Origin of the sequence: Curtobacterium oceanosedimentum (assembly GCF_040545555.1) — a bacterium.
Classification (GTDB): domain Bacteria; phylum Actinomycetota; class Actinomycetes; order Actinomycetales; family Microbacteriaceae; genus Curtobacterium.
Map to the genome: position 1 here is coordinate 175,311 of NZ_JBEPMD010000007.1, position 24,164 is coordinate 199,474.

The 24,164-nt window shown below is 73.0% G+C and carries 21 protein-coding genes; 8 read left to right on the plus strand and 13 right to left on the minus strand.

Annotated features, from left to right (window positions below; genetic code table 11):
- Window positions 1-11: 11 nt before the first annotated feature.
- The 6 genes from ABIC52_RS09880 to ABIC52_RS09905 form a co-directional block, all read right to left on the minus strand.
- Entirely contained in the window at window positions 12-1,151 is a 1,140-nt protein-coding gene (locus ABIC52_RS09880; protein WP_126891971.1) for a zinc-dependent alcohol dehydrogenase, read from the minus strand.
- 128 nt (window positions 1,152-1,279) lie between these two features.
- Entirely contained in the window at window positions 1,280-2,608 is a 1,329-nt protein-coding gene (locus ABIC52_RS09885; RefSeq protein ID WP_209677163.1) for an NAD(P)/FAD-dependent oxidoreductase, read from the minus strand.
- An 89-nt stretch (window positions 2,609-2,697) separates the two neighbouring features.
- Window positions 2,698-2,907 carry a hypothetical protein gene (locus ABIC52_RS09890; RefSeq protein WP_354027217.1) on the minus strand — a complete coding sequence of 70 codons (210 nt, stop codon included), beginning with the start codon at window positions 2,905-2,907 and terminating at the stop codon, window positions 2,698-2,700.
- Window positions 2,908-2,947: 40 nt separating this feature from the next.
- A complete protein-coding gene (locus ABIC52_RS09895) occupies window positions 2,948-4,747 on the minus strand; it encodes a DEAD/DEAH box helicase (RefSeq protein WP_354027230.1) in 1,800 nt (599 codons plus the stop codon).
- A gap of 164 nt (window positions 4,748-4,911) precedes the next feature.
- Window positions 4,912-6,162 carry a DNA polymerase IV gene (dinB, locus tag ABIC52_RS09900; RefSeq protein ID WP_250366968.1) on the minus strand — a complete coding sequence of 417 codons (1,251 nt, stop codon included), beginning with the start codon at window positions 6,160-6,162 and terminating at the stop codon, window positions 4,912-4,914.
- A gap of 64 nt (window positions 6,163-6,226) precedes the next feature.
- Window positions 6,227-7,384, minus strand: a complete 1,158-nt coding sequence (locus ABIC52_RS09905) for an acyl-CoA dehydrogenase family protein (protein ID WP_354027218.1) — start codon at window positions 7,382-7,384, stop codon at window positions 6,227-6,229.
- Window positions 7,385-7,407: 23 nt separating this feature from the next.
- Between ABIC52_RS09905 and ABIC52_RS09910 the strand changes: the two genes are divergently transcribed.
- Window positions 7,408-8,199: an SGNH/GDSL hydrolase family protein gene (locus ABIC52_RS09910; RefSeq protein WP_354027219.1), complete on the plus strand. Its 792-nt coding sequence runs from the start codon at window positions 7,408-7,410 to the stop codon at window positions 8,197-8,199.
- Between the two features lie 129 nt (window positions 8,200-8,328).
- On the opposite strand, the gene ABIC52_RS09915 is transcribed toward ABIC52_RS09910, so the two are convergent.
- Entirely contained in the window at window positions 8,329-9,738 is a 1,410-nt protein-coding gene (locus ABIC52_RS09915) for a serine hydrolase domain-containing protein (RefSeq protein WP_354027220.1), read from the minus strand.
- 10 nt (window positions 9,739-9,748) lie between these two features.
- The gene (locus tag ABIC52_RS09920) at window positions 9,749-11,083 is read right to left on the minus strand and encodes a D-alanyl-D-alanine carboxypeptidase family protein (RefSeq protein WP_209823621.1); all 1,335 of its coding nucleotides are present in this window, start codon (window positions 11,081-11,083) and stop codon (window positions 9,749-9,751) included.
- A 196-nt stretch (window positions 11,084-11,279) separates the two neighbouring features.
- On the opposite strand from ABIC52_RS09920, the gene ABIC52_RS09925 reads away from it, so the two are divergent.
- The gene (locus tag ABIC52_RS09925; protein ID WP_354027221.1) at window positions 11,280-12,467 is read left to right on the plus strand and encodes an acetamidase/formamidase family protein; all 1,188 of its coding nucleotides are present in this window, start codon (window positions 11,280-11,282) and stop codon (window positions 12,465-12,467) included.
- Entirely contained in the window at window positions 12,464-14,035 is a 1,572-nt protein-coding gene (locus ABIC52_RS09930; RefSeq protein WP_209823619.1) for an AtzH-like domain-containing protein, read from the plus strand. Before ABIC52_RS09925 ends, ABIC52_RS09930 begins: the two co-directional genes overlap by 4 nt.
- Before the next feature lie 36 nt (window positions 14,036-14,071).
- On the opposite strand, the gene ABIC52_RS09935 is transcribed toward ABIC52_RS09930, so the two are convergent.
- Complete coding sequence (locus ABIC52_RS09935) at window positions 14,072-14,899, minus strand: TrmH family RNA methyltransferase (RefSeq protein ID WP_209823618.1); 828 nt, start codon at window positions 14,897-14,899, stop codon at window positions 14,072-14,074.
- Between the two features lie 74 nt (window positions 14,900-14,973).
- Here ABIC52_RS09935 and ABIC52_RS09940 point away from each other — a divergent pair, with 74 nt between their 5' ends.
- The 3 genes from ABIC52_RS09940 (at window position 14,974) to ABIC52_RS09950 (ending at window position 17,394) form a co-directional block, all read left to right on the plus strand.
- Window positions 14,974-15,903, plus strand: a complete 930-nt coding sequence (locus tag ABIC52_RS09940; protein WP_126892489.1) for a Sir2 family NAD-dependent protein deacetylase — start codon at window positions 14,974-14,976, stop codon at window positions 15,901-15,903.
- The gene (locus ABIC52_RS09945) at window positions 15,900-16,535 is read left to right on the plus strand and encodes a histidine phosphatase family protein (protein ID WP_354027222.1); all 636 of its coding nucleotides are present in this window, start codon (window positions 15,900-15,902) and stop codon (window positions 16,533-16,535) included. Before ABIC52_RS09940 ends, ABIC52_RS09945 begins: the two co-directional genes overlap by 4 nt.
- Before the next feature lie 133 nt (window positions 16,536-16,668).
- Window positions 16,669-17,394, plus strand: coding sequence for a hypothetical protein (locus ABIC52_RS09950; protein ID WP_354027223.1), 726 nt, complete (start codon window positions 16,669-16,671; stop codon window positions 17,392-17,394).
- 57 nt (window positions 17,395-17,451) lie between these two features.
- Here the strand turns inward: ABIC52_RS09950 and ABIC52_RS09955 are convergent, their stop codons facing one another.
- Window positions 17,452-18,525: a glycosyltransferase family 4 protein gene (locus tag ABIC52_RS09955; protein ID WP_354027231.1), complete on the minus strand. Its 1,074-nt coding sequence runs from the start codon at window positions 18,523-18,525 to the stop codon at window positions 17,452-17,454.
- A gap of 5 nt (window positions 18,526-18,530) precedes the next feature.
- Entirely contained in the window at window positions 18,531-19,505 is a 975-nt protein-coding gene (locus tag ABIC52_RS09960) for an alpha/beta fold hydrolase (RefSeq protein WP_354027224.1), read from the minus strand.
- A gap of 238 nt (window positions 19,506-19,743) precedes the next feature.
- Here ABIC52_RS09960 and treS point away from each other — a divergent pair, with 238 nt between their 5' ends.
- Window positions 19,744-21,456 (plus strand): maltose alpha-D-glucosyltransferase, encoded by a 1,713-nt coding sequence (gene treS / locus ABIC52_RS09965; protein WP_209677187.1) that lies wholly within the window; start codon window positions 19,744-19,746, stop codon window positions 21,454-21,456.
- 250 nt (window positions 21,457-21,706) lie between these two features.
- On the plus strand, window positions 21,707-22,405 hold the full coding sequence (locus ABIC52_RS09970; protein WP_354027232.1) for a 3'-5' exonuclease: 699 nt from the start codon (window positions 21,707-21,709) through the stop codon (window positions 22,403-22,405).
- 587 nt (window positions 22,406-22,992) lie between these two features.
- Here the strand turns inward: ABIC52_RS09970 and ABIC52_RS09975 are convergent.
- Both ABIC52_RS09975 and ABIC52_RS09980 read right to left on the minus strand, forming a co-directional pair.
- Window positions 22,993-23,241 (minus strand): type B 50S ribosomal protein L31, encoded by a 249-nt coding sequence (locus tag ABIC52_RS09975; protein WP_022905175.1) that lies wholly within the window; start codon window positions 23,239-23,241, stop codon window positions 22,993-22,995.
- Window positions 23,242-23,377: 136 nt separating this feature from the next.
- On the minus strand, window positions 23,378-24,160 hold the full coding sequence (locus tag ABIC52_RS09980) for an ABC transporter ATP-binding protein (protein ID WP_126892065.1): 783 nt from the start codon (window positions 24,158-24,160) through the stop codon (window positions 23,378-23,380).
- Window positions 24,161-24,164: the final 4 nt, after the last annotated feature.

Here is a 24,164-nt window from a genome sequence, read left to right on the forward strand (position 1 = left end):
GGATGCCTCCTTCACGGCACGATCACCGTCTTGATGCAGTCGTCGAGCTTCGCCGAGAACAGGTGGTACGCCTCGTCGATGTGCTCGAGCGGGATCCGGTGCGTGATGATCTCGCTCGGCTTCAGGTGCCCGGCCTGGATGTGCTCCAGCAGGCGCGGCCACTGGCGCTTCACCGGCGCCTGGTTCATGTGGACGGTGACGCCCTTGTTCATCGCGTCGCCGAACTTCACCGCGTTCGGGATCGGTCCGTAGGCCCCCATGGCCGACACCGTGCCGCCCTTGCGGACGCCGTCGATCGCCCAGTTGAGCGCCGTCGGTGACCCGCCCTGCAGCTTCAGCTTCGCGCTGGTGAGCTGCTGCGTGAAGTTGCCGTCCGCCTCGGCACCGACGGCGTCGATCACGCTGTCCGCGCCGAGGAAGTCCGTCTGCTTCTTCATCTCGAGCACGACGTCGTCCACCTCGGCGAAGTTGATCGTCTCGGCGTGGGCGAACGTCCGCGCCTTCTCGAGCCGGTACTCCAGCTGGTCGACGACGATCACCCGGCCGGCACCCATGAACCACGCCGACTTCGCCGCGTACAGGCCGACCGGGCCGGCGCCGAGCACCACCACGGTGTCACTCTCGCGGATCGAGGCGAGCTGTGCGCCGAAGTAGCCGGTGCCGAGCGCATCCGTCATCATCAGGGCGTCGTCGGGGTCGAGCCACTCGGGGATCACCTGCGGTCCGACGTCGGCGAAGGGGACGCGCACACGCTCCGCCTGGCCGCCGTCGTACCCGCCCGTCGTGTGCGAGTACCCGAAGATCCCGCCAACCGCGGTGGCGTTCGGGTTGACGTTGTGGCAGTTCGTGAACAGACCGCGGGCGCAGAACCAGCAGCTGCCGCAGGAGATGTGGAACGGGACCATCACGCGGTCCCCCACCGCCAGGCTCCGCACCGACGGGCCGACCTGCTCGACGACGCCGATGAACTCGTGCCCGAACGTGTGCCCGATGCGGGTGTCGGGCATCATGCCGTGGTACAGGTGCAGGTCCGACCCGCAGATCGCGGCCCGTTCGACCCGGACGACGGCGTCGTTCGGGTGCTCGATCCGGGGGTCCGGCTTCTCCTCGACGCGGACCCGGTACGGCCCGCGGTAGGTCATGGCGCGCATGGGCGCTCCTCTCGCTCGTGCGGGCCACGGTGGTCCCCGTCCGGTGGGTGCCGACACACAAAGGACGGGAGGCGCGGTGCCGACCGGCACCGCGCCTCCCGTCCGTCACGTGGTGACGTCGACCTGTGTCAGCTCTTCGAGGCCTCGACGAAGTTGCGTCGCGGGTCGGTCTCCTTGATGAGGCTGGTCGCGTCGCGACCGGACACCGCGCCGGTGATCCAGCCGATGACGATGCGGACCTTCCGGTTCAGCGTCGGCATCGCGTACACGTGGTACGAGCGGTGCGCGAGCCAGGCGAGCAGGTTCGTCATCTTGACGCCCTTGATGTTGCCCGCGCCCTTGCCGACGCCGTACGAGGCGACGGTGCCGATCGACGGGTGGCGGTACTCCTCGAGCGGCTTGCCCGTGATGGTGGCGACCACGTTGTCCGCGGCGACGACGGCCTGACGGACGGCGTTCTGCGCGTTCGGCGGGTAGTAGGCCGGCTGCTTCTCGGCCGTCAGGTCGGGGACCTGCGCGACGTCGCCGAGGCCCCAGACGCCCGGGACGACCTCGTGGGTGTCCTCGGACTCGACCTGGAGCTTCGCGTTCGCCGCGAGGTGGCCCTTCGGACCACGCGGCAGGTCCGTGGCGTCGAGGAGCGGGTTCGGCTTGACGCCGGCCGTCCAGACGAGCAGCCCGGTGGCGAACTCGTCGCCGTCGGAGAGCTTGATGATCCCGCCCTCGGCGCTCGGCATGGTCGTCTTCAGACGGACGTCGATGCCGCGGGCTCGCAGCGACTCGAGGGTCCACTTCGACAGCTCCGGGCCCACCTCGGGCGCGACGCGGTCGAGCGCGTCGATGAGCACCCAGCGCGGCTGCTCGCCGGCGAGCGACGGGTAGGTCTTGATGGCGGCCTGCGAGACGTCGAAGAGCTCACCGATCGCCTCGACACCGGTGTAGCCACCGCCGACGAAGATGCTCGTCAGCAGACGGCGACGCTCGTCCTCGTCGCGGGTGGCAGCGGCCTTCGCGATGTTGTCGAGGAGCTTCGCGCGGACGTAGGCGGCCTCTTCCACGGTCTTGAAGCCGACGCCGTACTCCTCGAGCCCGGGGGTCGGGAAGGTGCGGGTCACGGAGCCGAGCGCGACGACGAGCTGGTCGTAGCCGAGCGTGCGGTCGTCACCGCCGGCCGTGGCGATCGACACCGTCTTGTCCTTCGACGAGATGCCGGTGACCTTGCCCTGGATGACGCGGGTCTTCTTCAGCGCGCGACGGAGCTCGAAGGTCACGTCCTTCGGGGCGATGTGCCCGCCCGCGACCTCCGGCAGGAACGGCAGGTACGTGTAGTACGTGTTCTGGTCCACCAGCGTGATCCGCATCGGCACGGTCGCGGCGTGCTTCTGGAGCTGCTTGACCGTGGTGTAGCCGGCGGAGCCGCCGCCGAGGACGAGGACGTGAGGGATGGAGTCTGCCATGCACCCGGTCTACCGGAAGAACCCCTGGGACGTCACCAAGCCGCGCCGCCCGGTCCGCGCACCGCAGCCGGATCGGGCGGCGCGGTCCGTCATCGTCGGCGCGGGCGGTCCTGCAGACGCCACCAGGCGGTCTCGGCCAACTCGGGCCCCGTGTACACGCCGTGCGGGGTGCGCCGGGACTCGGTCAGCGAGAACCGTCGCAGGCGGTACCCGCCGCCGAAGCGGTCGATGATGGCCTCGGGCGAGGAGTCCGGTGTGCGCTTCACGAGCCAGGTGCGGTCGTCGACGGGTTCGATCACGCGCCGACCCGGGTCCGGCTCGGCGTCGTCGGGACCGGGGTCACCGGCGGTTGCCGATCCGGGACCGCAGCACGTCGATGCGCTTCTGGATCTGCTCGATGCTCGCCTGGGCCACGGCCGGTCCGCCGCTGATCCGCCGGAGCTCGGCGTGGATGGCGCCGTGCGGTTCGTTCGCGTGCCGGGACCAGATCGACACGAGCCGCGCGAGCTCGGTCCGCTGCTCCTTGATGGTCTGGTACATCGGACGCGCTTCGTCCGGCTTCGGCTTCGGCATGCCGTCCTTCGCGGCGCGGCCCTTCGACCGCTTCGCCTGCGATGCCTGGCGGGCCCGCAGCAGGTCGCGCACCTGGTCGGGCTCGAGGAGCCCGGGGATGCCGATGAAGTCGAGTTCCTCGAGGGAGCCGACCTCGCCCCCGGTGCCGAACTCGCCGCCGTCGTAGAGCACCCGGTCGAACGACGCCTGCGAGTCGAGGGCCTCGAACGGCTGCACCTCGAGCAGGCTCTCGGACGCCCGGTCCTCCTTGTTGGCCTCGGCGACCATGGCGTCCTCGGGGTTGTACATCCCGTCGTCGCTGTCCTTCGGCCGGTCGAGGGCGTGGTCGCGCTCGAGCTCGAGCGACGCCGCCAGCGCCATCAGCCCGGGCACGCTCGGCAGGAACACGCTCGCGGTCTCCCCGCGGCGACGGGCCCGGACGAAGCGTCCGATCACCTGGGCGAAGAACAGCGGGGTGCTCGCGCTCGTGGCGTACACACCGACGCACAGCCGGGGCACGTCGACGCCCTCGGACACCATGCGGACGGCCACCATCCACCGGGAGGTGTCCTCGGCGTAGGCCTGGATCCGGCTCGAGGCAGCGGCCTCGTCGGAGAGCACCACCGTCGGTCGCTCGCCGGTGATCTGCTGCAGGATCCGGGCGTACGCACGCGCGGTCGTGGTGTCGGTCGCGATCACCAGGCCGCCTGCGTCCGGCACGCCCCGACGGACCTCGGTCAGTCGCTTGTCGGCGGCCGAGAGCACGGCCGGCATCCACTCGCCCTCCGGCGAGAGCGCGGTCCGCCAGGCCTGCGCCGTGATGTCCTTCGTCACCTGTTCGCCGAGGGACGCCGACATCTCGTCGCCCATGCGCGTCTTCCAGCGCATCTGCCCGGCGTAGGCCATGAAGAGCACCGGTCGGACGACGCCGTCCTTGAGCGCACGGCCGTAGCCGTAGTTGTAGTCGGAGATCGAGGTCCGGATGCCCTGCTCGTCGGGGGCGTACTGCACGAACGGGATCGGCGCGGTGTCCGACCGGAACGGCGTGCCGGAGAGGGAGAGTCGACGGGTCGCCTTCGTGAAGGCCTCGCGGATGCCGTCGCCCCAGGTCAGGGCGTCGCCGCCGTGGTGGACCTCGTCGAGGATCACGAGCGTCCGACCGCCCTCGGTGATCTTCTGGTGGACCTCCGGGTTCATGCCGACCTGCGCGTAGGTGATCGCCACGCCCTGGTAGTGCCGGCCGAACATGCCGTCGCCGTTCCGGAACATCGGGTCGATCCGGATGCCCACGCGGTCCGCCGAGTCCGCCCACTGCCGCTTGAGGTGTTCGGTCGGCGCCACGACGACGATGCGGTCCACCGTGCCACGGGCGAGGAGCTCCGTGGCGAGGCGGAGCGCGAACGTGGTCTTGCCGGCGCCGGGGGTCGCGGCGGCGAGGAAGTCGCGCGGCTCGGTCTCGAAGTACTTCGTGAGTGCCTCGACCTGCCAGGCGCGGAGCTTCGACGCGGTGCCCCACGCCGCGCGCTCCGGGAACGCCGGGGACAGGTGCTCGGCGGCCGCGTTGCCGGCGTTCTCCGCCTGGACCACGGCCTCGTCGTGGGGTCGGGCAGCCGTCGGCGCGGCCGGTTCCCCACCGGCCGCGGACTGCTCCCGCGTCGCCTGGTCGACGCCGTCCGGGGTGTCGCCCCACAGCGTCGCGGGCTGCTGCTGGTCGTCGTACTCCGCTGCGCTCACTTCACGCGATCCTACCGTCAGGCCGGGTCCTGCCGGGCGTGCGGCGGACGCTGCTCGGGCGTGCCGCGCACGAGCGAGGCGGGTCGGAGCACGCCGGCACCGAAGCGTGCAGCGACCGCGTCGACGGTGGTCTCGGTCTCCCGCCACGGCGCGTCGTCGTCCCAGAGGGCGTTGCTCGCCGCGGCCGGCACGAGGTTCTCGCCACGGACGCCGATCAGCCGGATCCGGTTGCCCGGGCGGTGCAGGACGTCGTAGAGCTCGACCGCCTCGTGGTGCAGCCGCTTGGCGACGTCGGTCGGTTCGGCGAGCGTGCGGGAGCGGGTCAGCGTGCTGAAGTCGGTGTAGCGGACCTTGAGCGCCACGGTCCGCGCCTGCACGTCGGCCCGGCGCAGGCGGACGGCCACCTTGTCGGCGAGGCGGAGGAGCTCGCGGGCGACGTCGTCGCGCTCGGTCAGGTCGCGGCCGAAGGTGACCTCGTGCCCGATCGACTTCTCGCTCACGCCGGTGTCGACGACGCGGGGGTCGCGACCCCAGGACAGGTCGTGCAGGCGCTGTCCGCCGGCGGGTCCGAGCGCGGCGACGAGCGACGACAACGGCGTGTGGGCGAGGTCCCCCACGGTGCGGATGCCGCGGCGCTCGAGCTTCTCCTGCGTGGTGCCGCCGACGCCCCAGAGCGCCGAGACCGGCTGGGGGTGCAGGAAGGCCACGGTGTGCTCGGCCGGCACCACGAGCAGGCCGTCGGGCTTCGAGCGGCTCGACGCCAGCTTGGCGACGAACTTCGTCGAGGCCGCGCCGACGGAGCAGTGCAGCCCGGTCTCCGCGAGGACCGCGGCGCGGATGGCGGTGCCGATCTGCCACGGGGTGCCGTACAGGCGGAGGGCCCCGGCGACGTCGAGGAACGCCTCGTCGATGCCGAGCTTCTCGACCTTCGGGGTGAACTGCCCGAAGACGCGCATCACCGCCGCCGACTTCGCCGCGTACTTCTCGAAGTGCGGTTCGACGATGACCGCGTTCGGGCAGCGCCGTCTCGCCACGGCCATCGGCATCGCGGAGTTCACGCCGTAGCGACGGGCCTCGTACGTGGCGGCGGTGACGACGGAGCGGTCCGAGTCGTGTCCGACGATGACGGGGAGCCCGCGCAGGTCGGGGCGGTCGAGCAGCTCGACGGAGGCGAAGAAGGCGTCCATGTCGACGTGCAGGACCGTCGCGGTCACGTCGTCGACCGGGTGGTCGGAGACGAGCCGGTTGCGTCCGTCCTGCTTGCTCACCCGGCGATGATGCCACGCGCCACCGACAGCCGGCGCGGCCCGCTCGGCCCTGACCGCCTGCGGCTCAGGCGAGCGGCCCGAGCTCCGCGGCGGCGATCGTGCGCGCGGCCGAGTCCCGCGTCGACGGGTGGTACTGCCCCGCGCGGACGTCCCGCGCCAGCCGGGCGAGCTCCGACGACGCCCGGAAGGCCGACCCGCCGGCGAGCCGCAGCGCCTCGTCCACGACGTGCTGCGCCGTGTCCACCGTCCGCGCCTTCGTGCCGACGAGCAGCGGGAACCAGCGGGGTCCGAGGTCGTCGAGCTCGTCGACGGACCGTGCCAGCGACGACACCTGCAGGGTGACCGCGTCCACCGCGCCCCGGAGGTCGGCGACCGCGCGGCGCACGTCCGGATCCTGCGAGCGCGGGACCCCGTCGCGCCCGTGTCGGCCGGACACCGCCGCGACGGCCAGCTCGAGCGCCCGCTCGGCGATCCCGACGTACACCGACGCCACGAGCAGCTCGAACGCTGCGAACACGCCGAAGACGAGCGGGTCCTGCGTCGGACCGACGGGGAGCACCCGGACGATCCGCGACGCCGGCACGTGCACGCCGTGCAGCAGCGTCGTGCGGCTCTGGGTGGCCCGCATCCCGAGCGTGTCCCAGTCGTCGAGGTGCTCGACGTCGCCGTCCGACCGCAGCACGAAGCCGTGCACGAGGCGCGGCTCCGGCCCGCTGGTGTCCTTGCCGAACACGCTGAGCACGTCCCACGCGGGCGCGAGCGAGGTGGACACCTTCCTGCCGGTGAAGCGGTAGCCGCCGTCGCCGTCCGGCTCCGCCGTCGTCGACGAGTCGAACAGCACGGCGTCGTTGCCCGGTTCGCTCACCCCGAACGCGAGCAGGTGGTCGTCCGCCGCCCGGTCGGTGACGGTCTGGAGGAACGACCCACCTCGCGCAGCGACGGCGCGCGCCGTCTGCACCCACACCTGGTGCATCCCGAGACCGAGCGCGGTCGCCGGTGCGGCCCGCGCGAGCCGCCGCTGCAGCGCACTCGTCGCGGCGAGGCCGAGATCCGCGCCGCCCTGCTCGACGGGCACCCCGATCCGGAGCCAGCCCGCCGCACGGAGCTCGTCGAGGTCCTCGGCGCAGAACGCGTTCTCGGCGTCGTACCGCGGCGCGCGGGCTGCGATCCGCTCGAGCAGGTCCTCCGGCAGCGCCCACCCGGGGTCGTCGACCAACGTCATGCGACGAGACTACGGTCGGAGGGGTGTCAGCTCGTCATGCGTGGTCCAGGTACGTCGCGATCGGTGACTCGTTCACCGAGGGCATCGGCGATCCCGACCCCACCGTCCCCGGCGGTCACCGCGGCTGGGCCGACCGGGTCGCCGAGGTCCTCGCCACGGGGTCCGACGGCTTCTCGTACGCCAACCTTGCGATCCGCGGGCGCCTGCTCGGCCAGATCATCGACGAGCAGGTGGAGCCGGCCCTCGCCCTGGGCCCCGACCTCGTCACCGTGTCGGCCGGCGGCAACGACATCATCCGCCCGGGCTCGGACCCCGACGAGCTCGCCGAGCGGTTCGACGGCATGGTCGAGCGGCTCCGGAGCGACGGCGCGACCGTCGTGCTCTTCACCGGCCCGGACGTCGGCATGACGCCCGTGCTCGGCATGGTCCGTGGCAAGACGGCGATCTACAACGAGAACCTGCACGCGATCGCGCTCAAGCACGGCGCACTCGTCGCCGACATGTGGGCACTCCGGGTCCTCCGCGATCCCCGGATGTGGGCGCCGGACCGGCTGCACCACTCGCCGACCGGGCACGCGACGATCGCCGCGGCGGTCCTCGACGCCCTCGGGGTCGACCACGGACTCGATCCGGTGACGCCGGAGCCGCTCGAGCCGAGGCCGTGGCGGGAAGCCCGCGTCGAGGACCTCGGTTGGGCGCGCGAGTACCTCGTCCCCTGGGTCGTGCGCCGCATCCGACACACGTCGTCCGGCGACGGCATCAGCGCGAAGCGTCCCGACCTGCATCCGGTCTCCGGGACCTCCGACACGCCCTGACCCGACTTGCCCTGAACCGCGACGCCCCGACGCCGGTGCGCCCCCGGACGGACGTTGCACCCCCGAGTGCGCGGGCGCGGTGTCCGTCCGGGGGCGCGACCGGTCAGCGCCCCCGGTCAGCGCGACCGGTCAGGCGGTCGGGCGACGCAGCGTCAGCGGCCCGTCGTGCAGGGGCTGGGTGATCCACTCCCCCGATGCCGTACCGGTCGCGGGGTCGAGGCGGAGCCGGGCGGCGTGCGGGGTCTCGACGAACCGGACCACGACCTGCACGGTGCCGTCGGCACCGGTCGCGGCGCTGGCGGCGAGCGGTCCCTCGACCGCCCACGCTCCCTGGCCGACCGGGAACGACAGCAGTCCGCCGTCGACGTCGACGGTCAGGCGCCACGCGGCAGCGTCGGTGTCGCTGCTGGTGTCGGTGTCCGGCTCCAGTCGGAGCCCCTCGAGCACGCCGTCCGACTCGTACGACCCGGCCACGGGCTCGGCGAGGCGACCACCCTGCACCGGGGGCAGCCCCAGGGAGGCGAGGCGAGCTTCCAGTCCGGCGTCCGCCTCGGGGTCGAGATCAAGGTGGGCACCGTCCTGCGGTGTGATCGCCGGCAGCAGGTGCTGCCAGACGGCGTCGAGCACGGCCTGCATGTCGAGCGACTGCCCGGTCAGGGCGAGCACGACGTCCTGCTCGGGGAGCACCACGCAGAACTGGCCGTAGGCGCCGTCGCCGCGGAAGCCGTGCCGGGCCATCCAGAACTGGAAGCCGTAGCCCTGCCGCCAGTCGGCGTTCTCCTCGTCGGGGTTCGCGACCTGGGTGCTCGTCGCGGCGTCCACCCAGTCCTCGTCGAGGATGCGCCGGCCGTCCCAGACGCCGCGCTGCAGGTACAGCTGGCCGAGGGCGGCGACGGCGGCCGTCGGGGCGTACGCACCGCTGAAGCCGAGCTCGGCACCGGTGTCGTCGCGCTTCCACGCCAGGTCGTCGATGCCGAGCGGCTCGAGCAGCCGGGGGCGCAGGTAGTCGACGAGCGACTCGCCGCTGGCCCGACGGACGATCGCGGCGAGTGTGTACGTGCACGGCTGGTTGTACGCGAAGACGGAGCCGGGCTCCTCGTCGGGCGGGGTCAGGAGGAACCCGCGCACCAGGTCCTCGGGGTCGGCGGCCTCGGCCCGCTGCAGGGTCTCCTCGCGGTGCCCGGAGGCCATCGCGAGGAGGTGCCGGACCCGGATGCGGCGGCTGCGCTCGTCGGTGACGTCGGCGTCGAGCTCCGGGAAGGACGACAGCACGGTGGCGTCGAGGTCGACGAGCCCCTCGCGCACGGCGATGCCCACGGCGGCGGCGGTGAAGCTCTTGCTCAGGGAGTACAGCAGGTGCACGCGGTCGGCGGCGTAGGGCGCCCACCAGCCCTGGGCGGCGACACGGCCGTGCCGCAGCAGCACGATGCTGTGCGGTTCGACGTCCGGGGTCGACTCGAGGGCGTCCAGGAACGCGGACACCCCGCGTGCGTCGATGCCGAGGGCGGACGGGGTGCTGCGCGGGAACGTCGTCGTCACGTCGGAGAGCCTACGCGGCGAGGCCCCAGCGCCCCGCGGGCGCGGCGCCGGTCGGCCCGGTCGCCGCGGTGGTCTGCCGGGCAACGGCCGTCGGCCCGGTCGCCGCGGTCGTCTCGACCCCGCGGAACGGGTTCGTCCAGCGCCACCAGAGCCCGGGGTCCTCGATGGAGCGTTCGAGTTCGAGCGGCACGGTCACCGGGTCATGGTGCTCGATCGTGAACCGGACGGTCCCGACCCGCTCACCCCGTTCGCCGAGGGTCAGGCTGTCGAGCCGGGTGCGCGCCCTGACGGTCGTGTCACCCCACACGAGCACCTCCGCAGCCTCGGCGGCGACGGCGTCCGCGTCGTCGCGCCAGGGCGTGGAGTAGGTGCCGAAGGTCTGGCCGGCGTGCGTGAGGGTGACCACCTGGAAGTTGTCGGCGACCGAGCGGAGGAGGGTGCGGACGTCGACGTCGAGCGACGGGTGGTCCTTGCCGCCGAGCATCACGCCGACGACGGTGACCTGGCGGCCCCCGCGCTGGTACGCGGCCGCGAACAGCAGGCAGGCGCCCGCCTGGTCGAGCGTGCCGGTCTTGATGCCCTCGATACCGTCGAGTCCGAGGAGCTTGTTCGAGTTCTCGATCTGCCCGGCCCCGGGCACCGTCACCTGCTGCGTGCCGACGATCTCCTCGACCACGGGGTCCGCGAGCGCGAGCTGTCCGAGGCGCACGAGGTCCGTCGCGGTCGACTGGTTGGCGGGGTCGAGGCCCGTCGGCTCGTGGATCGTCGTGTCGTCGAGCCCGTGTTCGTCGAGCCAGGCCGAGGCGGCGCGCTGGTACGCGTCCATCGACCCGAAGGCCCAGAGCGCCAGGGCGCCCGCGTAGTTGTTCGCCGACTTCATCAGCATGACCTGCATGGTCTGGTACTCGGACAGCTGCAGACCGTCCGGCATCGGGGCGACCTCGCCGTTCTGCGCGAGGTACTCGGCGTACAGCGCCTGCATCTGCGGGTCGAAGCGGATCGCCGGCCCGGACTCCCCGCGCGCCAGCGGCTTCGCGTCGAGCACGACGAGGGCCGTCACGACCTTGGTGATGCTCGCGATCGACCGCGGCTTCGTGTCGCCGCTCGTGCGGAGGCTCTCCGGGAAGCCGGTGGCCTGCACCGCGGTGGCGCCGTAGCCCGGGAACCGCAGGTCCGGCAGGGTCGAGGTCGGAGCGGAGTACGTCGTCGTGGTGGCGCTCGCCGGGGCGAACGGCACGACCGCGACGGCGACCAGGTACCCGACGGCGAGCAGGAGCACCGCGACGACGCCGATCGTCACGGGCCGCCGGACGGCGGAGCGGGGGCTGCGGTCGACACGGGGCACGGGAACAGAGGGTACCGGGCGGTCCCGGGGTGCCGGCCGTTCGCGGGCCGCGTGCCGCGTGCCGACCGGGCCGGTCGTCGCCGCTGCCCCCGTCGCCACTGCCGTGGCCGTCGCAGCGCGGCCACCGTGTGACGAACACGTAAAACATCGCGCTCCGGCCCGCGCCGCGGCGCGCACTGCCCCTAGCGTGCTGGACATGCACCACGGAACCACCCCGGGCGCCGCGCACGGCGACCGCAGTACCGCGCCGCCCACCGCCACGGCCACGGCCACGGCCGTCGACCGGGGCACCGACCCGGCGGCCCCGGTGACGGTGCTCCAGCCGGGGACCGGCCCCGTGCGTTCGACCCGGTACCTGCCCGCCGAGGCCGACCGGGTGCTCTGGGGGCGGCTCCCGAACGGCGACGACCGCCCCGTCGTCACCCTCGCGTCCGGCGACGACCTCACGATCGACACGGTGAGCCACGAGGGGCTCCTGCCGGACCAGGGCAGCGACCCCCTCGCCTTCTTCGGCCGCCACGGCGTCCCGCCCGAGCACGTGCTCGCCGACGCCGTTGCGATCGCCCGGCAGGCTCGCCGCGACCCCGATCGGGACGGCCCGCACGTCGTCACCGGTCCGATCGCCGTCGCGGGGGCCGAGCCGGGGGACGTCCTGACCATGACCGTGCTCGAGACGCTCCCCCGCGTGCCGTACGGCGTCGTCTCGAACCGACACGGTCGCGGAGCCCTGCACGGCGAGTACCCGGTCGACGGGCGGACCGTGAGCGTCTTCGCCGACGTCGTGCCCGGCGACGACGGACCCCGCGGCAGCATCCCGATCACCGAGGGCGGCGACCGGTACGCCCGCTTCCCGCTCGCACCCTTCCTCGGCGTCATGGGCGTCGCCACCCCCGGCGAGCGGCTGCACTCGGTCCCGCCCGGACGCCACGGCGGCAACATCGACGTGAACCTGCTGCAGGCCGGTGCGCAGCTGCACCTGCCGGTGCTCGTGCCGGACGCCCTCGCGTACGTCGGCGACCCGCACTTCGCGCAGGGCGACGGCGAGGTCGCGCTCACCGCCATGGAGGCGTCACTCCGCGCGACCGTGCGCTTCGACGTGACGCCGGCCGCCGAGGCCGCGCAGCAGTTCGGGGAACTGGTCTGGCCGCTCGTCGAGACACAGGACCTCCTGGTGCCGACCGGACTCGACCCCGACCTCGACGAGGCCGTCCGCGCCTGCGTCCGGCACGCGATCGCGATCCTCGGCGCCCGGTACGGCATGGAGCCGCACCTGGCGTACGCCTACCTCAGCGCGGCGACGGACTTCGACGTCTCGCAGGTGGTCGACCTCGTCACCGGGGCGCACGCCCGCATCCGCAAGGCCGACTTCGCGGACGTCCGGTGAGCGCCGCACGGCAGACCGGTGGTCCGACCGCACCCGCCGGACTCCTCGAGGCGCTCGACGCGTACGAGCGGGCGCTCGCCGACGACGACCTGGCCGCGCTCGACGACGCCTTCGTCCGCTCCCCCGGAACGCTGCGCGGGGACGACCGCGGGCTGCTCGTCGGGCACGAGGCGATCAGCGCGTTCCGCGGCACGCGCGGTGGCATCGCGCCGCGGCACCTGAGCCGCGTCGAAGTCCGCGTGCTCGCCGAGGACCTCGCGCTCGTGGTCTCGGTCTCCGCCTTCCGCGACGGCGGGTCGGGTCTGCAGACCCAGCTCTGGCGCCACGACGCCGACGCGTGGCGCATCGAGGCGGCGCACGTCACCGGCCGACCCCGTCCCCTCGACACCACGGTGTGGCGCGTCGTCGGCGACCCGCTCCTCCCGCCCACGGGCAGCGGCCCGCTCGACGGTGCGACGGTCGCCGTGAAGGACCTGTACGCCGTCGCCGGCCACCGCGTCGGCGCCGGCAACCCGACCCACCTGCGGGAGTCGGAGCCCGCGACCGCGTCCGCCGCCGCGGTCACCGCGCTGCTCGACGCCGGAGCCTCGATCCGCGGCATCGCGCGCACCGACGAGTTCGCCTACGCCCTGACCGGACGCAATGAGCACCACGGCACGCCGCCGAACGGTGCGGACCCGTCGCGGGTGCCGGGAGGCTCCTCCAGCGGATCCGCATCGGCCGTCCGCTCCGGCGCGGCGGACGTCGGACTCGGCACGGACACCGCGGGATCGCTGCGGATCCCGGCCTCCTACCAGGGCCTGTGGGGCCTGCGGACGACGCACGGCCTCGTCGACCGTGCGGGGCTGCTGCCGCTCGCACCGTCGTTCGACACCGTCGGGTGGCTGACCCGGGACGCCGACACCCTGGTCCGGGCCCTCGACGCCTCGGTGCCGCACGACGCGGACCGCGCGCCGGAGGCCGGGGTCCCGGTCGTGCTCGCCGAGCTCCTCGCCGCCGCGGACCCGGCGACGCAGGACGCCTTCAGTGCGGTCGCGGGCCACCTGCCGGTCGTGACGCTCGACGACCTCGGGATCCCGCCGCTCGACGATTTGCGCGATCTCCTGCGGCTCGTGCAGGGTGCCGAGGCGACAGCGGCGCACGGAGTGTGGATCGCCGCCCGCCCCGGTGCCCTCGGCGCCGTCGTCGGGCAGCGGTTCGCCGCCGCCGCCGCGAACCCGCCGGAGCTCGTCGACGGCGCGCGGGACCGCTTCCCCGCAGTGCGTGCCGCCGTCCGTGCGGCACTGGTCGGTCGACTGCTCGTCACGCCGACCGCGCCCGGGCCGGCACCGTCGCTCACGGCCGACACGACGGAGCTCGAACGGGTCCGGACCGCGACGACCACCATGACCGCGCTCGCGAGCGTGGGCGGGGTGCCCTCGGTGAGCGCCCCCGCGCTCGGTGTGGACGGCGCGCCCGTCGGACTGTGCCTGACCGGCGGGACCGGCACGGACCGCGCCCTGGTGACCACGGCGGCCCGCTGGCTGCGCGACGGGGTCGGGACGGGCCTCCCGGCCGGAGCTGCCTGACCCGGTGCGCCGGGCCGTCGCCGAGCGGTGAGGCGGTCAGGCGGTCGGTCGTGCCGCGCGCTGCGCGTGCGTGACCGCCCAGAGCCCGACGGCGCTCGCCGCGGCCACGTTGAGCGAGTCGACCCCGTGCGCCATCGGGATGCGGACCGTCGTGTCGGCCGAGGCGATGGCGGCGTCGGTCAGCCCCTGCCCCTCCGTGCCCATCACCAGCGCGACCCGCTCGGGGACGTCGGCGACGAACGCGTCCAGGTCGACCGAGCGGTCGGTGAGCGCCATCGCGGCCAAGTGGAAGCCCTGCGCGCGGAGTTCCTCGCCCGCGGCCGGCCACTCGCCGATGCGGGTCCACGGCACCTGGAGCACCGTGCCCATGCTCACCCGCACGCTCCGGCGGTAGAGCGGGTCCGCGCAGCGGGGGCTGACGAGCACCGCGTCCGCACCGAGCCCGGCCACGCTCCGGAACACCGCACCCACGTTGGTGTGGTCGACGACGTCCTCGAGCACGACGACGACCTTCGCGTCCCGCACGACGTCGGCGACGGACGGCAACTCCGGGCGGTGCATCGCGGCGAGGGCGCCACGGTGCATCCGGAAGCCGGTCAGGTCCTCGAGCAGTGCGTCCGGTCCGACGAAGACCGGGCCCTCGTGGTCCGCCACCAGGGGCAGCACGCTGTCGAGCCACTTCTCCTGCACGATGACGCTCCGCGGGATGTGCCCGGCGCGGACCGCGCGCTCGATCACCGTGTTCGACTCGGCGATGTAGAGCCCACCCTCCGGCTCCGTGACCCGGCGCAGTGCCACGTCGGTGAGCCGGGCGAAGTCGTCGAGGCGGGGGTCGTCGAGGGAGTCGATGCGGACGGCGTGCACGGGGCTCGTTTCGTGGGAAGGCGGCTGGGCGTTCGGCTGTTGAGGGTACCGTGGACGACGTGCTGACCGACCCGATGACGGACGAGCTCGACCGCGTCGTGGAGCTGCTGGCGGGCAAGCGTGTCGCCGTGCTCTCCGGCGCCGGGCTCAGCACCGACTCCGGCATCCCCGACTACCGCGGCGAGGGCCGTGTCGTCCGGAAGCCGATGACCTTCCAGGAGTTCCGCTCCGACCCGGCGAAGCGGCAGCGCTACTGGGCCGGCTCGCACCTCGGGTGGCGGACCTTCGCCGCCGCCCGGCCCAACACCGGCCACCGGGCGCTCGCAGCGCTCGAGGACGCGGGTGTGGTCGCCGGCGTCATCACGCAGAACGTGGACGGGCTGCACCTGCGCGCCGGGTCCCGACGGGTCGTGGAGATCCACGGCTCGATGGACCGCGCGGTGTGCCTGACGTGCGGGCAGGTGTTCTCGCGTGCCGACCTGGCCACCGTGCTCGACCGCGAGAACCCGTGGATCGACGAACCCGGCACGGTGCAGCTCCAGCCCGACGGCGATGTCGAGATCACCGACGTCGAGCGCTTCCGGGTGCCGGACTGCTCGGTCTGCGGCGGGGTGCTGAAGCCCGACGTCGTGTTCTTCGGCGAGTTCGTGCCCGCCGAGAAGTTCCGCGAGGCCGTGTCGATCGTCGCGGACGCCGACGCCCTGCTCGTCGTCGGATCGTCGCTCACCGTGAACTCCGGCGTCCGGCTCGTCGACCACGCCACGCGGCGGAAGCACCCGGTCGTCATCGTGAACCGAGGGGCCACCCGCAGCGACCGGCGGGCGGCCGCGAAGCTCGACGCCGGCACCACGGAGACACTCGAGGCACTGGCCGCACGGCTCGTGTCTCCGTCGGCTGGTCCGGCGTCCGCTGGTCCGGGCTCGACCGGTCCGGCGTCGGCCGGCCCGGCGTCCGCTGCTCCGGGCTCGGCTGCTCCGGTGCCCTCTGGCAGGATCGACGGGTGACGACGCTCCTCACCCTGGTCCGGCACGGCGAGACCGACTGGAACGCGCAGCGACGCATCCAGGGCTCGACCGACATCCCCCTCAACGACACCGGACGCTCCCAGGCCGCGGCCACCGCGCTGCTCCTCGGCCGCCGGCGGTTCGACGCCGTCGTCGCGTCACCGCTGTCGCGCGCGTTCGAGACCGGCGCGATCATCGCCCGCCGCCTCGGGCTCCCGGAGCCCGCGACCTACCCGGGGCTCGCGGAGCGCTCGTACGGCGAGGCCGAGGGGCTCACCGACACCGAGGTCGCCGAGCGCTACCCGCACGACGACATCCCCGGACGGGAGTCCCGCTCCGCCCTGCTCGCACGTGCGACCGAGACCCTGGCCGAGATCGCCGTCCGCTTCGACGCCGGGTCGGTCGTGGTCGCGACGCACGGCGCCGTCATCCGGGCCGTCGTCAACGCTGCCGCTCCCGGCACGGCGGACCGGTACACGACGCCGATCCGCAACGGCTCCGTGCACTCGTTCCGCTGGGATCCCGAGCGGTTCCGAGCCGAGCTCGTCCGCTTCGACGACCCGCTCGACGAGGTCTCGGAGCAGACGGGCGACGAGTCCTTCGCCGAGCAGAACCCGCTCGAGCGCCGGTAGCGCGCGCAGCGGACCGGTACACGACCGTTACCCGCGGCCGCCGGATCGAGAGGACCCACCCGGACTAGGCTCCGGTCCACGGGCGGCCCGACCACCGCCCGGTGGTGCTCGCACCCGAGCGCGAGGAGGGGCCGTGACGAACCAGGGACCGGCGGACGACCGCGTCGACTCGACGGACGACCTCGACCGGGCGTTCGGTCCCGACACGGCCTCGATCGCCACGGCGTCCACCGGCCAGCGGTTGCGACGCGGCACCGTCATCACGCTGTCCTTCGTCGCGGCCGGTGTCGTCATCGCCGTCGTGCTCTCGACCATCGTCGGCAGCATCCAGACCGGGGTCGGCGGCGTGTTCCCCCGTCCGCAGGCAGCGCTCGACCGGTTCCGCACCGCGGCGACGGAGATCGCGGGGGTGCGCGGCGTCCGCGACGAGGAGACGACGCACGAGTCCCTGGCTGCGTACCGGGTGTCCGCCGTGGTCGACGCGGCACCGGGTCTGTCCCACGGCCAGCAGGTGGACATCACCCGGGCACTGAGCGCGGCGGCTGCCGACGCGGACGGCAACGGGGTCGTCGTGTCGGCGGAGGTCCGGTTCGACACCATGGTGATCGGGGTCACCACGGACGCCGAGGTCACGCGCCAGCGACTCGAGGTCGCCCGGTCGGTGGCGGGGATCGGCGGTGTCGTCGCCGTGCGGTGCGACTGGGCCACCGACGCGCCGTCGGACGACGCAGCCGCGCAACGGATCGAAGTCGTCACGGCCGCCACCGACGTCGCCCTCGCGGCGATCACGGACGTCGCCCAGCGCGCGACGCACGACGTCTTCCCCGACGCCGGCGTCAGTGCGCGCCAGCCGTCCTGACGCCACGCTCCTCGTCGTCCGCACGGCCGACCGCTGTCGCCCGCACGGCGGCTCCCGTCACCCGCGCTGCCGGTCCGCGACGGCCTGCTCGACCGCGCGCGTCACCTGCTCCGCGGAGTCCTGCCACCGGAACCGAGCCGCCCGCTCCAGCGACGCCTGTGACGCCTGGTCCCACCGGTCCTCGAGTCGGCGGACCGCGGCGGCCACGGCCGACGGCGAGGACGGGTCGAAGTACTCTGCGGCGTCGCCGCCGATCTCGCGGAAGATCGGGACGTCGCTGACGACCACCGGCGTCCCGACGCCCATCGCCTCGACCAGGGGGATGCCGAAGCCCTCGTCGTACGAGGCCGTCGCCAGTGCCGTCGCGCCGCGCAGGGCCTCCAGGTACTCGTCGTCCGAGGCACCGTCGTGGAAGACGATCGACTCGGCCGGCGCCAGGGCCTCGAGTCGACGACGATCAGCATCGGACACGCGTGACATGCAGTGCAGCGTCCAGTCGGCGCCGAGCAGGGGCAGTGCGGCCGCGAGTGTCTCGACGTTCTTGTACGGCATGAACGACCCCATGTAGACGAGCGTCCGGGAACGTCCGGCAGCGGGGTCGCGCGGCGTGGCGGGATCGGCCGCGTTGTACGCCACGGTCACCGGACGCTTCGTCAAGCGGTGCCGCTCGATCAGCCCCGCGGTGGTCTCGGACACCGTCACGACGCCGTCCGCACCGTTCAGCAGCACCCGCTGCGGCGCCCAGCTCAGGTGGAAGAGCCGCCACCCCAGCCGGATCGGCCACGAGAACTCCCGCGGAGGCGTGCGGTTCCGGTAGTAGATGAGGTCGTGCAGGGTGAGCACGAGCGCGTAGCGGCGGCCGCGGGAGCCCATGGTCTGCATCGGCGAGAACACCGCGTCGAGCCCGAGGCGGTTCACCGCTCGGGCCACGAACGGTTCACCGGCGTCCGTCGGCGCGGAGATGCGCTCCCACGGGATGCCGTCGGGCAGTGACTCGAGCTGCCGCTCGTCGTGCACGAGCAGCACGTGGTCGTGCCGGTCGGGCAGGTGCGCCACGATGCCGGCCGTGAAGCGGCTGATGCCGTCGTGTCGTCCGATCCGGACGTACCGGCAGTCGATGCCGATCCGCAGGCGCCTCACGACGCGGACTCCCCCGACGTGGACTCCCCCGACGTCCGCTTCGTCCCGCGCGCAGGACCGCGTCCGGCGCGACGCCGGGTCGCGGGCTCCGCCATCCGACGGAGCACCGCGTCCGCGGCGGCCCCGGGCGTCTCGTAGTGCACGAGGTGCCCGACCTCGGGCACCACGACGAGCTCGGCGTCCCGGAGTCGCGCGGCCAGCGCCCGCTGCTCGGGCAGCGCCGTGATGTCGTCGTGCTCCGCCGCGACCAGGAGGACGGGCACGTCGATGCGGTCGGCGTACTCGGAGACGTCGTGCGTCACGGAGGTCCGGAACGCCTCGAGCACGCTCGTCCGGTCCGCGAACGCCGAGAAGTACCGGTCGTGCTGGTCGTGCACCCACCGGCGCAGGTCGCGGTCACGGGACTTGAGCATCGCGAGGCTCATCGCGCGCACGATCGCCCGGTTGCGGAGCAGCCCCAGCCCGACCGGCCTCGGCAACACCGCGCCGGCACGGTAGTAGCCGATCGCGATGCCGGTCCCGACGGCGCGTGGGCCCTGCAGTGCAGGCGCGGCGATCGGGTTCACGAGCACGAGCAGGCGCGTGTCGAGGCCGGCCGCGACCGCAGCCGACGTGACGATCGACCCGAAGGAGTGCCCGAGCACGACCGTCTCCGGACCGAGGCCGAGCGCACCGTGGAACCGGGTGAGCCAGCCGACGTACGCGTCGATGTTCGAGACCGGCAGCGGGTCGGAGATCCCGAACCCGGGCAGGTCGGGGACGACCACCCGCACGCCGCGCAGGTGGGCGGCGATCGTCTCGAGCCCGTGGTGGTCACCGCGGAACCCGTGCACGGCGAGGACCGTCTCGGTCGCGTCGGCCGGGCCGTACTCCCAGTAGTGCGTGGTGCGGCCGTCAACGGTCACGGCCCGGTGCACGACCGGGGTCGCGGCGACGAGCGACTGGTACGGGGAGATCACGGGGGGTTGCATCGCGGCAAGTCTACGAAGCGGGAGCAGGCGGGGGTGCGCCCCGCGCCCGGCTGTGGAGGACGGCGGGCGGGAGGCACGCTGTGGAGGGGTGTCGCGCCTCCCGGCCGCACCGCCGAGGTCGGACCGTCCGGCCGCGCGACGCGGTGGCGGACGCGACCCGCGGACAGCAGCAGGAGCACGCGCCTACTGTGGCCGGAGTCGGGCCACGTCGCCGGCCCGCCGACGACGAGGAGCACGCTTGACCTTCACGGCCCCGATCCAGCTGCCCGGCCTGACCCTGGACCCGCAGTGGTACAAGCGTTCGGTCTTCTACGAGTGCATGATCCGCTCGTTCGTCGACTCGAACGGCGACGGCATCGGGGACATCCAGGGCGTCATCGGCAAGCTCGACTACCTGCAGTGGCTCGGCGTCGACGCGATCTGGCTCCCGCCGTTCTTCCAGTCGCCGATGCGCGACGGCGGGTACGACATCTCCGACTACCGGGCGATCCTGCCCGAGTTCGGTACCCTCGACGACTTCCGCGAGCTCGTCACCAAGTCGCACGAGCGGAACATGCGGATCGTCATCGACATGGTGATCAACCACACCTCCGACCAGCACGAGTGGTTCCAGCAGTCCCGCGAGGACCCGGACGGTCCCTACGGCGACTTCTACGTCTGGCGCGACACCGACGAGCACTACGAGAACATCCGCATCATCTTCGTGGACACCGAGGAGTCGAACTGGACGTTCGACCCGGTACGCCGCCAGTTCTTCTTCCACCGGTTCTTCTCGCACCAGCCCGACCTGAACTTCGAGAACCCGGCCGTCGTCGAGGCCGTCTACGACGTCGTCCGCCACTGGCTCGACCTGGGCGTCGACGGGCTGCGGCTCGACGCGATCCCGTACCTGTTCGAGTCCGAGGAGGGCAACGGCGAGGGCGAGCCGGAGACCCACGAGTTCATCAAGAAGCTCCGCGCGATGGTCGACGACGAGTACCCCGGGCGCGTCCTGCTCGCCGAGGCGAACCAGTGGCCGCGCGAGACCGCCGCGTTCTTCGGCACCGACGAGGAGCCCGAGTGCCACATGGCGTTCGACTTCCCGGTGATGCCGCGCATCTTCTACTCGCTCCGCGCGCAGCACGCCGCCGAGCTCAAGGCGATCCTGTCCGAGACGCTCGACGTCCCCGAGAAGGCCGCGTGGGGCGTGTTCCTCCGCAACCACGACGAGCTGACGCTCGAGATGGTCAGCGAGGAGTACCGGCAGGCGATGTACGGCTGGTACGGCTACGACCCGCGGATGCGGTCGAACATCGGCATCCGACGCCGACTCGCCCCGCTGCTCGACAACTCCCGCGCCGAGCTCGAGCTCATCCACGCGCTGCTGTTCTCGCTGCCCGGGTCGCCCTTCCTGTACTACGGCGACGAGATCGGCATGGGCGACAACATCTGGCTGCCCGACCGTGACTCGTCCCGCACCCCCATGCAGTGGACGCCGGACCGCAACGCCGGCTTCTCGACCGCCGACCCGGGCAAGCTCTACCTGCCGGTCGTGCAGTCGCTCGTCTACAACTACGCGCAGGTCAACGTCGAGGCGCAGCTCGCCCAGTCCCGCTCGCTGCTGCACTGGGTCCGCAACGTCATCCACGTCCGCAAGGCGCACCCCGTCTTCGGCCTGGGCTCGCTGCACGTGCAGGACACGACGAACGACTCGGTGCTCGCGTTCGTCCGGTCGTGGGAGGGCTCGGGGCAGCAGTTCGGTCCGTCCGCCGAGGACGTCCTCTGCGTGTTCTCCTTCGCCACCAACCCGACGTCGGTGACGATCTCGGCGCCGGAGTTCGCGGGTCGGCCGCTGTACGACCTGTTCGGCGGCGGATCGTTCCCGTCCTTCGACGAGGACGGCTCCGTCACGCTGACGATGGGGACGCAGTCGTTCTACTGGCTGCACGTGGGCGCGCCGGTCGGCGTCTGACACGGGTCGGCGGGCGGCCTCCGTCCGCCGGGTGGTCGCTGTCGGCCTGGAGGCGCGGCTCGCCCCGCGCTCGTCGCGTCGCCCTGGCTCGTCCTGACGTCCTCGGCAGGCGGCCGCGTGGAGCGTGTCGTGGCGGCCCGCCAGGCGGGTCGCGGGGAGCGTGTCGGTGGTGTCCCGTTAGCCTCGTGGCGTGACGTACTCCGCAGCAGCGCTCGACACGCCCGCACCCGCCGCACCGGCCGTGCAGGACCTGAGCGGCCGGCCCTGGTGGCACGCGCTCGGCGTGTTCGACCTCGAGACGACGGGCGTCGACGTGGAGACCGCCCGCATCGTCACCGCGCACGTCGGCCTGATCGACATGACCGGCCGTTCGATCGCGGAGGGCGCGTGGATCGCCGACCCGGGCATCGCCATCCCCGAGGGCGCCGCCGCCGTGCACGGCTACACCACGGAGCGCGCGCAGGCCGAGGGCCGACCCGCCGGCGAGGTCGTCGCCGAGATCGTCGCCGCGGTCGAGGCCGTCTTCGCCCGCGGCATCCCGCTCGTCATCTACAACGCGCCGTACGACCTGACGGTGCTCGACCGCGAGGCCCGCCGGCACGGCATCGCCTCCCCCGTCATCGGCAACGTCGTGGACCCCCTCGTGATGGACAAGGCGCTCGACACCTACCGCAAGGGCAAGCGCACGCTCGAGGCCGCGTCCGAGCTCTACGGCGTGACCCTGTCCGACGCACACGACGCCGCGGCGGACGCCATCGCTGCCGGGCGTGTCGCACAGGCCCTCGCGGCGAAGTACCCCGACGAGCTCGGTGTCTCCGCCGAGGAGCTCCACCGCAAGCAGGTCGGTTGGTGCGCCGAGCAGGCCACCTCGTTCCAGGACTACATGCGGAAGAAGCGCGACCCCTCCTTCACCGCCGACGGTCGCTGGCCGCACCGCAACGGCTCGTAGCGCCGCCCGCCGCCCTGCGGCCGCGTCGTCGTACGCTCCGGTGCCCGCCGGCCGCCGGTCGAGGCAGGGCCGCGCACAACCAGAAGCACGTCGGACCGCGCAATCGCGTGGCGCGACGTGCTCCGCGTGGTGCGCGAGCACGACGTACCAGGCACCGCGGACCTCGGGCGTCGCACGGGGTCCGCTGCCGGAGCGGGTCGGCGGGTGCCGCTGCCACGTGGCCGGGCGGGCGGTGCCGGCGGACCCGCAGGGCGCCTCCCGGCCGTGACCGGAGACGCGCCCGCGCGGCATGCGCACAACCGGACGCACCCCGAACCACGTGATCGCGTGGCGCGACGTGCTCCGAGCTGTGCGCGGGCACCACGCGCCACGGCGCGGCGGCACGACGTCGCCACCACGCTCGCTCGTGGGCACCGCGCACTGTGTCGCGCCCCGTCCCGGACGGCGCACCTTCGTGTGCCGGGGCGCACCATCCGCAGTGGGGCGCGACCCGCGCCGCCACCGGGCACAGCGCGCCGCACGCCCCCGCAACGCAGAACGGGCGGCCCTCCCGCAGGAGGACCGCCCGTCCGAGCGCGAACGCGGACTTACTTGCTGAAGCCCTTGAAGCGCTGGTTGAACTTCTCGACGCGACCGGCCGAGTCGAGGATGCGCTGCTTGCCCGTGTAGAACGGGTGCGACGCGGACGAGATCTCGACGTCGATGACCGGGTAGGTCGCACCGTCGAGCTCGATGGTCTTGTCGCTGGTCGCGGTCGAACGCGTCAGGAACGTCTCACCGGAAGCCAGGTCGCGGAAGACGATGGCGTTGTACTCGGGGTGGGTGTCGGTCTTCATGGAGATTCCTCGGTTGGAGATGGTGGGAGGTGCGCGGACGGCCGGTTCGAGCGGACTCGATCGGGACCCCCGCGCGGGAAGTCTGCGGCGTGCGCCAGCCGTCCACGTTACCAGACGACGGGCCGGATCGGGAGCGTCAGGCCGCGCGTGCCGTGTACCGACCGGCGTCCTTCGACACGGTCAGCTCCACGCCGAAGGCCTGGGACAGCGTGGGAGCCGTCAGGACCTCGTCGATGGGACCCGCGGCCTGCACACTGCCGTCGGCGAGTACGAGGGCGTGCGTGAAGCCCTCGGGGATCTCCTCGACGTGGTGCGTGACGATGACGATCGCCGGCGAGTCGCTGCTCTGCGCGTACCCGCCGAGCGTGCGGACCAGGCTCTCGCGCGCGCCGAGGTCGAGCGACGCAGCCGGCTCGTCGAGGAACAGCACCTCGGGGTCGGTCATCACGGCACGGGCGATCTGCACGCGCTTCTGCTCGCCGTCGCTCAGCTCACCGAAGGTGCGGTCGGTGAAGTCACCGAGGCCCCACTCGTCGAGCACGCGCTGGGCGCGGCGGACGTCGAGCTCCTCGTACTCCTCGTTCCAGCGCCCGGTCACCGAGTAGGCAGCGGTCAGCACGACGTCGACCACCTTCTCGGTCACCGGGATCCGTCGGGCGAGGGCCGTCGACGCGAAGCCGATGCGCGGGCGCAGCTCGAACAGGTCCGCGCCGCCGAGCTCGGTCCCGAGCACCTCGACGCTGCCCGATGTCGGGAACGTCTGGGCGCCGGCCACCTGCAGCAGCGTGGTCTTGCCCGCGCCGTTGGCACCGAGCACCACCCAGCGTTCGTCGTCCTGCACCTCCCACGAGATCCCGTCGAGGATGGTGGCCCCGTTGCGGACCACCGAGACGTCTGACAAGCGCACGACCGAGGGCATGGCC

Bases quoted from the DNA above. Each gene is read 5' to 3' on its own strand.
- ABIC52_RS09925 (WP_354027221.1), top strand. From the start codon at position 11,280: ATGCACCACGGAACCACCCCGGGCGCCGCGCACGGCGACCGCAGTACC.
- ABIC52_RS09880 (WP_126891971.1), bottom strand. From the start codon at position 1,151: ATGCGCGCCATGACCTACCGCGGGCCGTACCGGGTCCGCGTCGAGGAG.
- ABIC52_RS09980 (WP_126892065.1), bottom strand. From the start codon at position 24,160: ATGCCCTCGGTCGTGCGCTTGTCAGACGTCTCGGTGGTCCGCAACGGG.
- ABIC52_RS09940 (WP_126892489.1), top strand. From the start codon at position 14,974: ATGACGGACGAGCTCGACCGCGTCGTGGAGCTGCTGGCGGGCAAGCGT.
- ABIC52_RS09975 (WP_022905175.1), bottom strand. From the start codon at position 23,241: ATGAAGACCGACACCCACCCCGAGTACAACGCCATCGTCTTCCGCGAC.
- ABIC52_RS09885 (WP_209677163.1), bottom strand. From the start codon at position 2,608: ATGGCAGACTCCATCCCTCACGTCCTCGTCCTCGGCGGCGGCTCCGCC.
- ABIC52_RS09905 (WP_354027218.1), bottom strand. From the start codon at position 7,384: ATGACGTTGGTCGACGACCCCGGGTGGGCGCTGCCGGAGGACCTGCTC.
- ABIC52_RS09960 (WP_354027224.1), bottom strand. From the start codon at position 19,505: ATGCAACCCCCCGTGATCTCCCCGTACCAGTCGCTCGTCGCCGCGACC.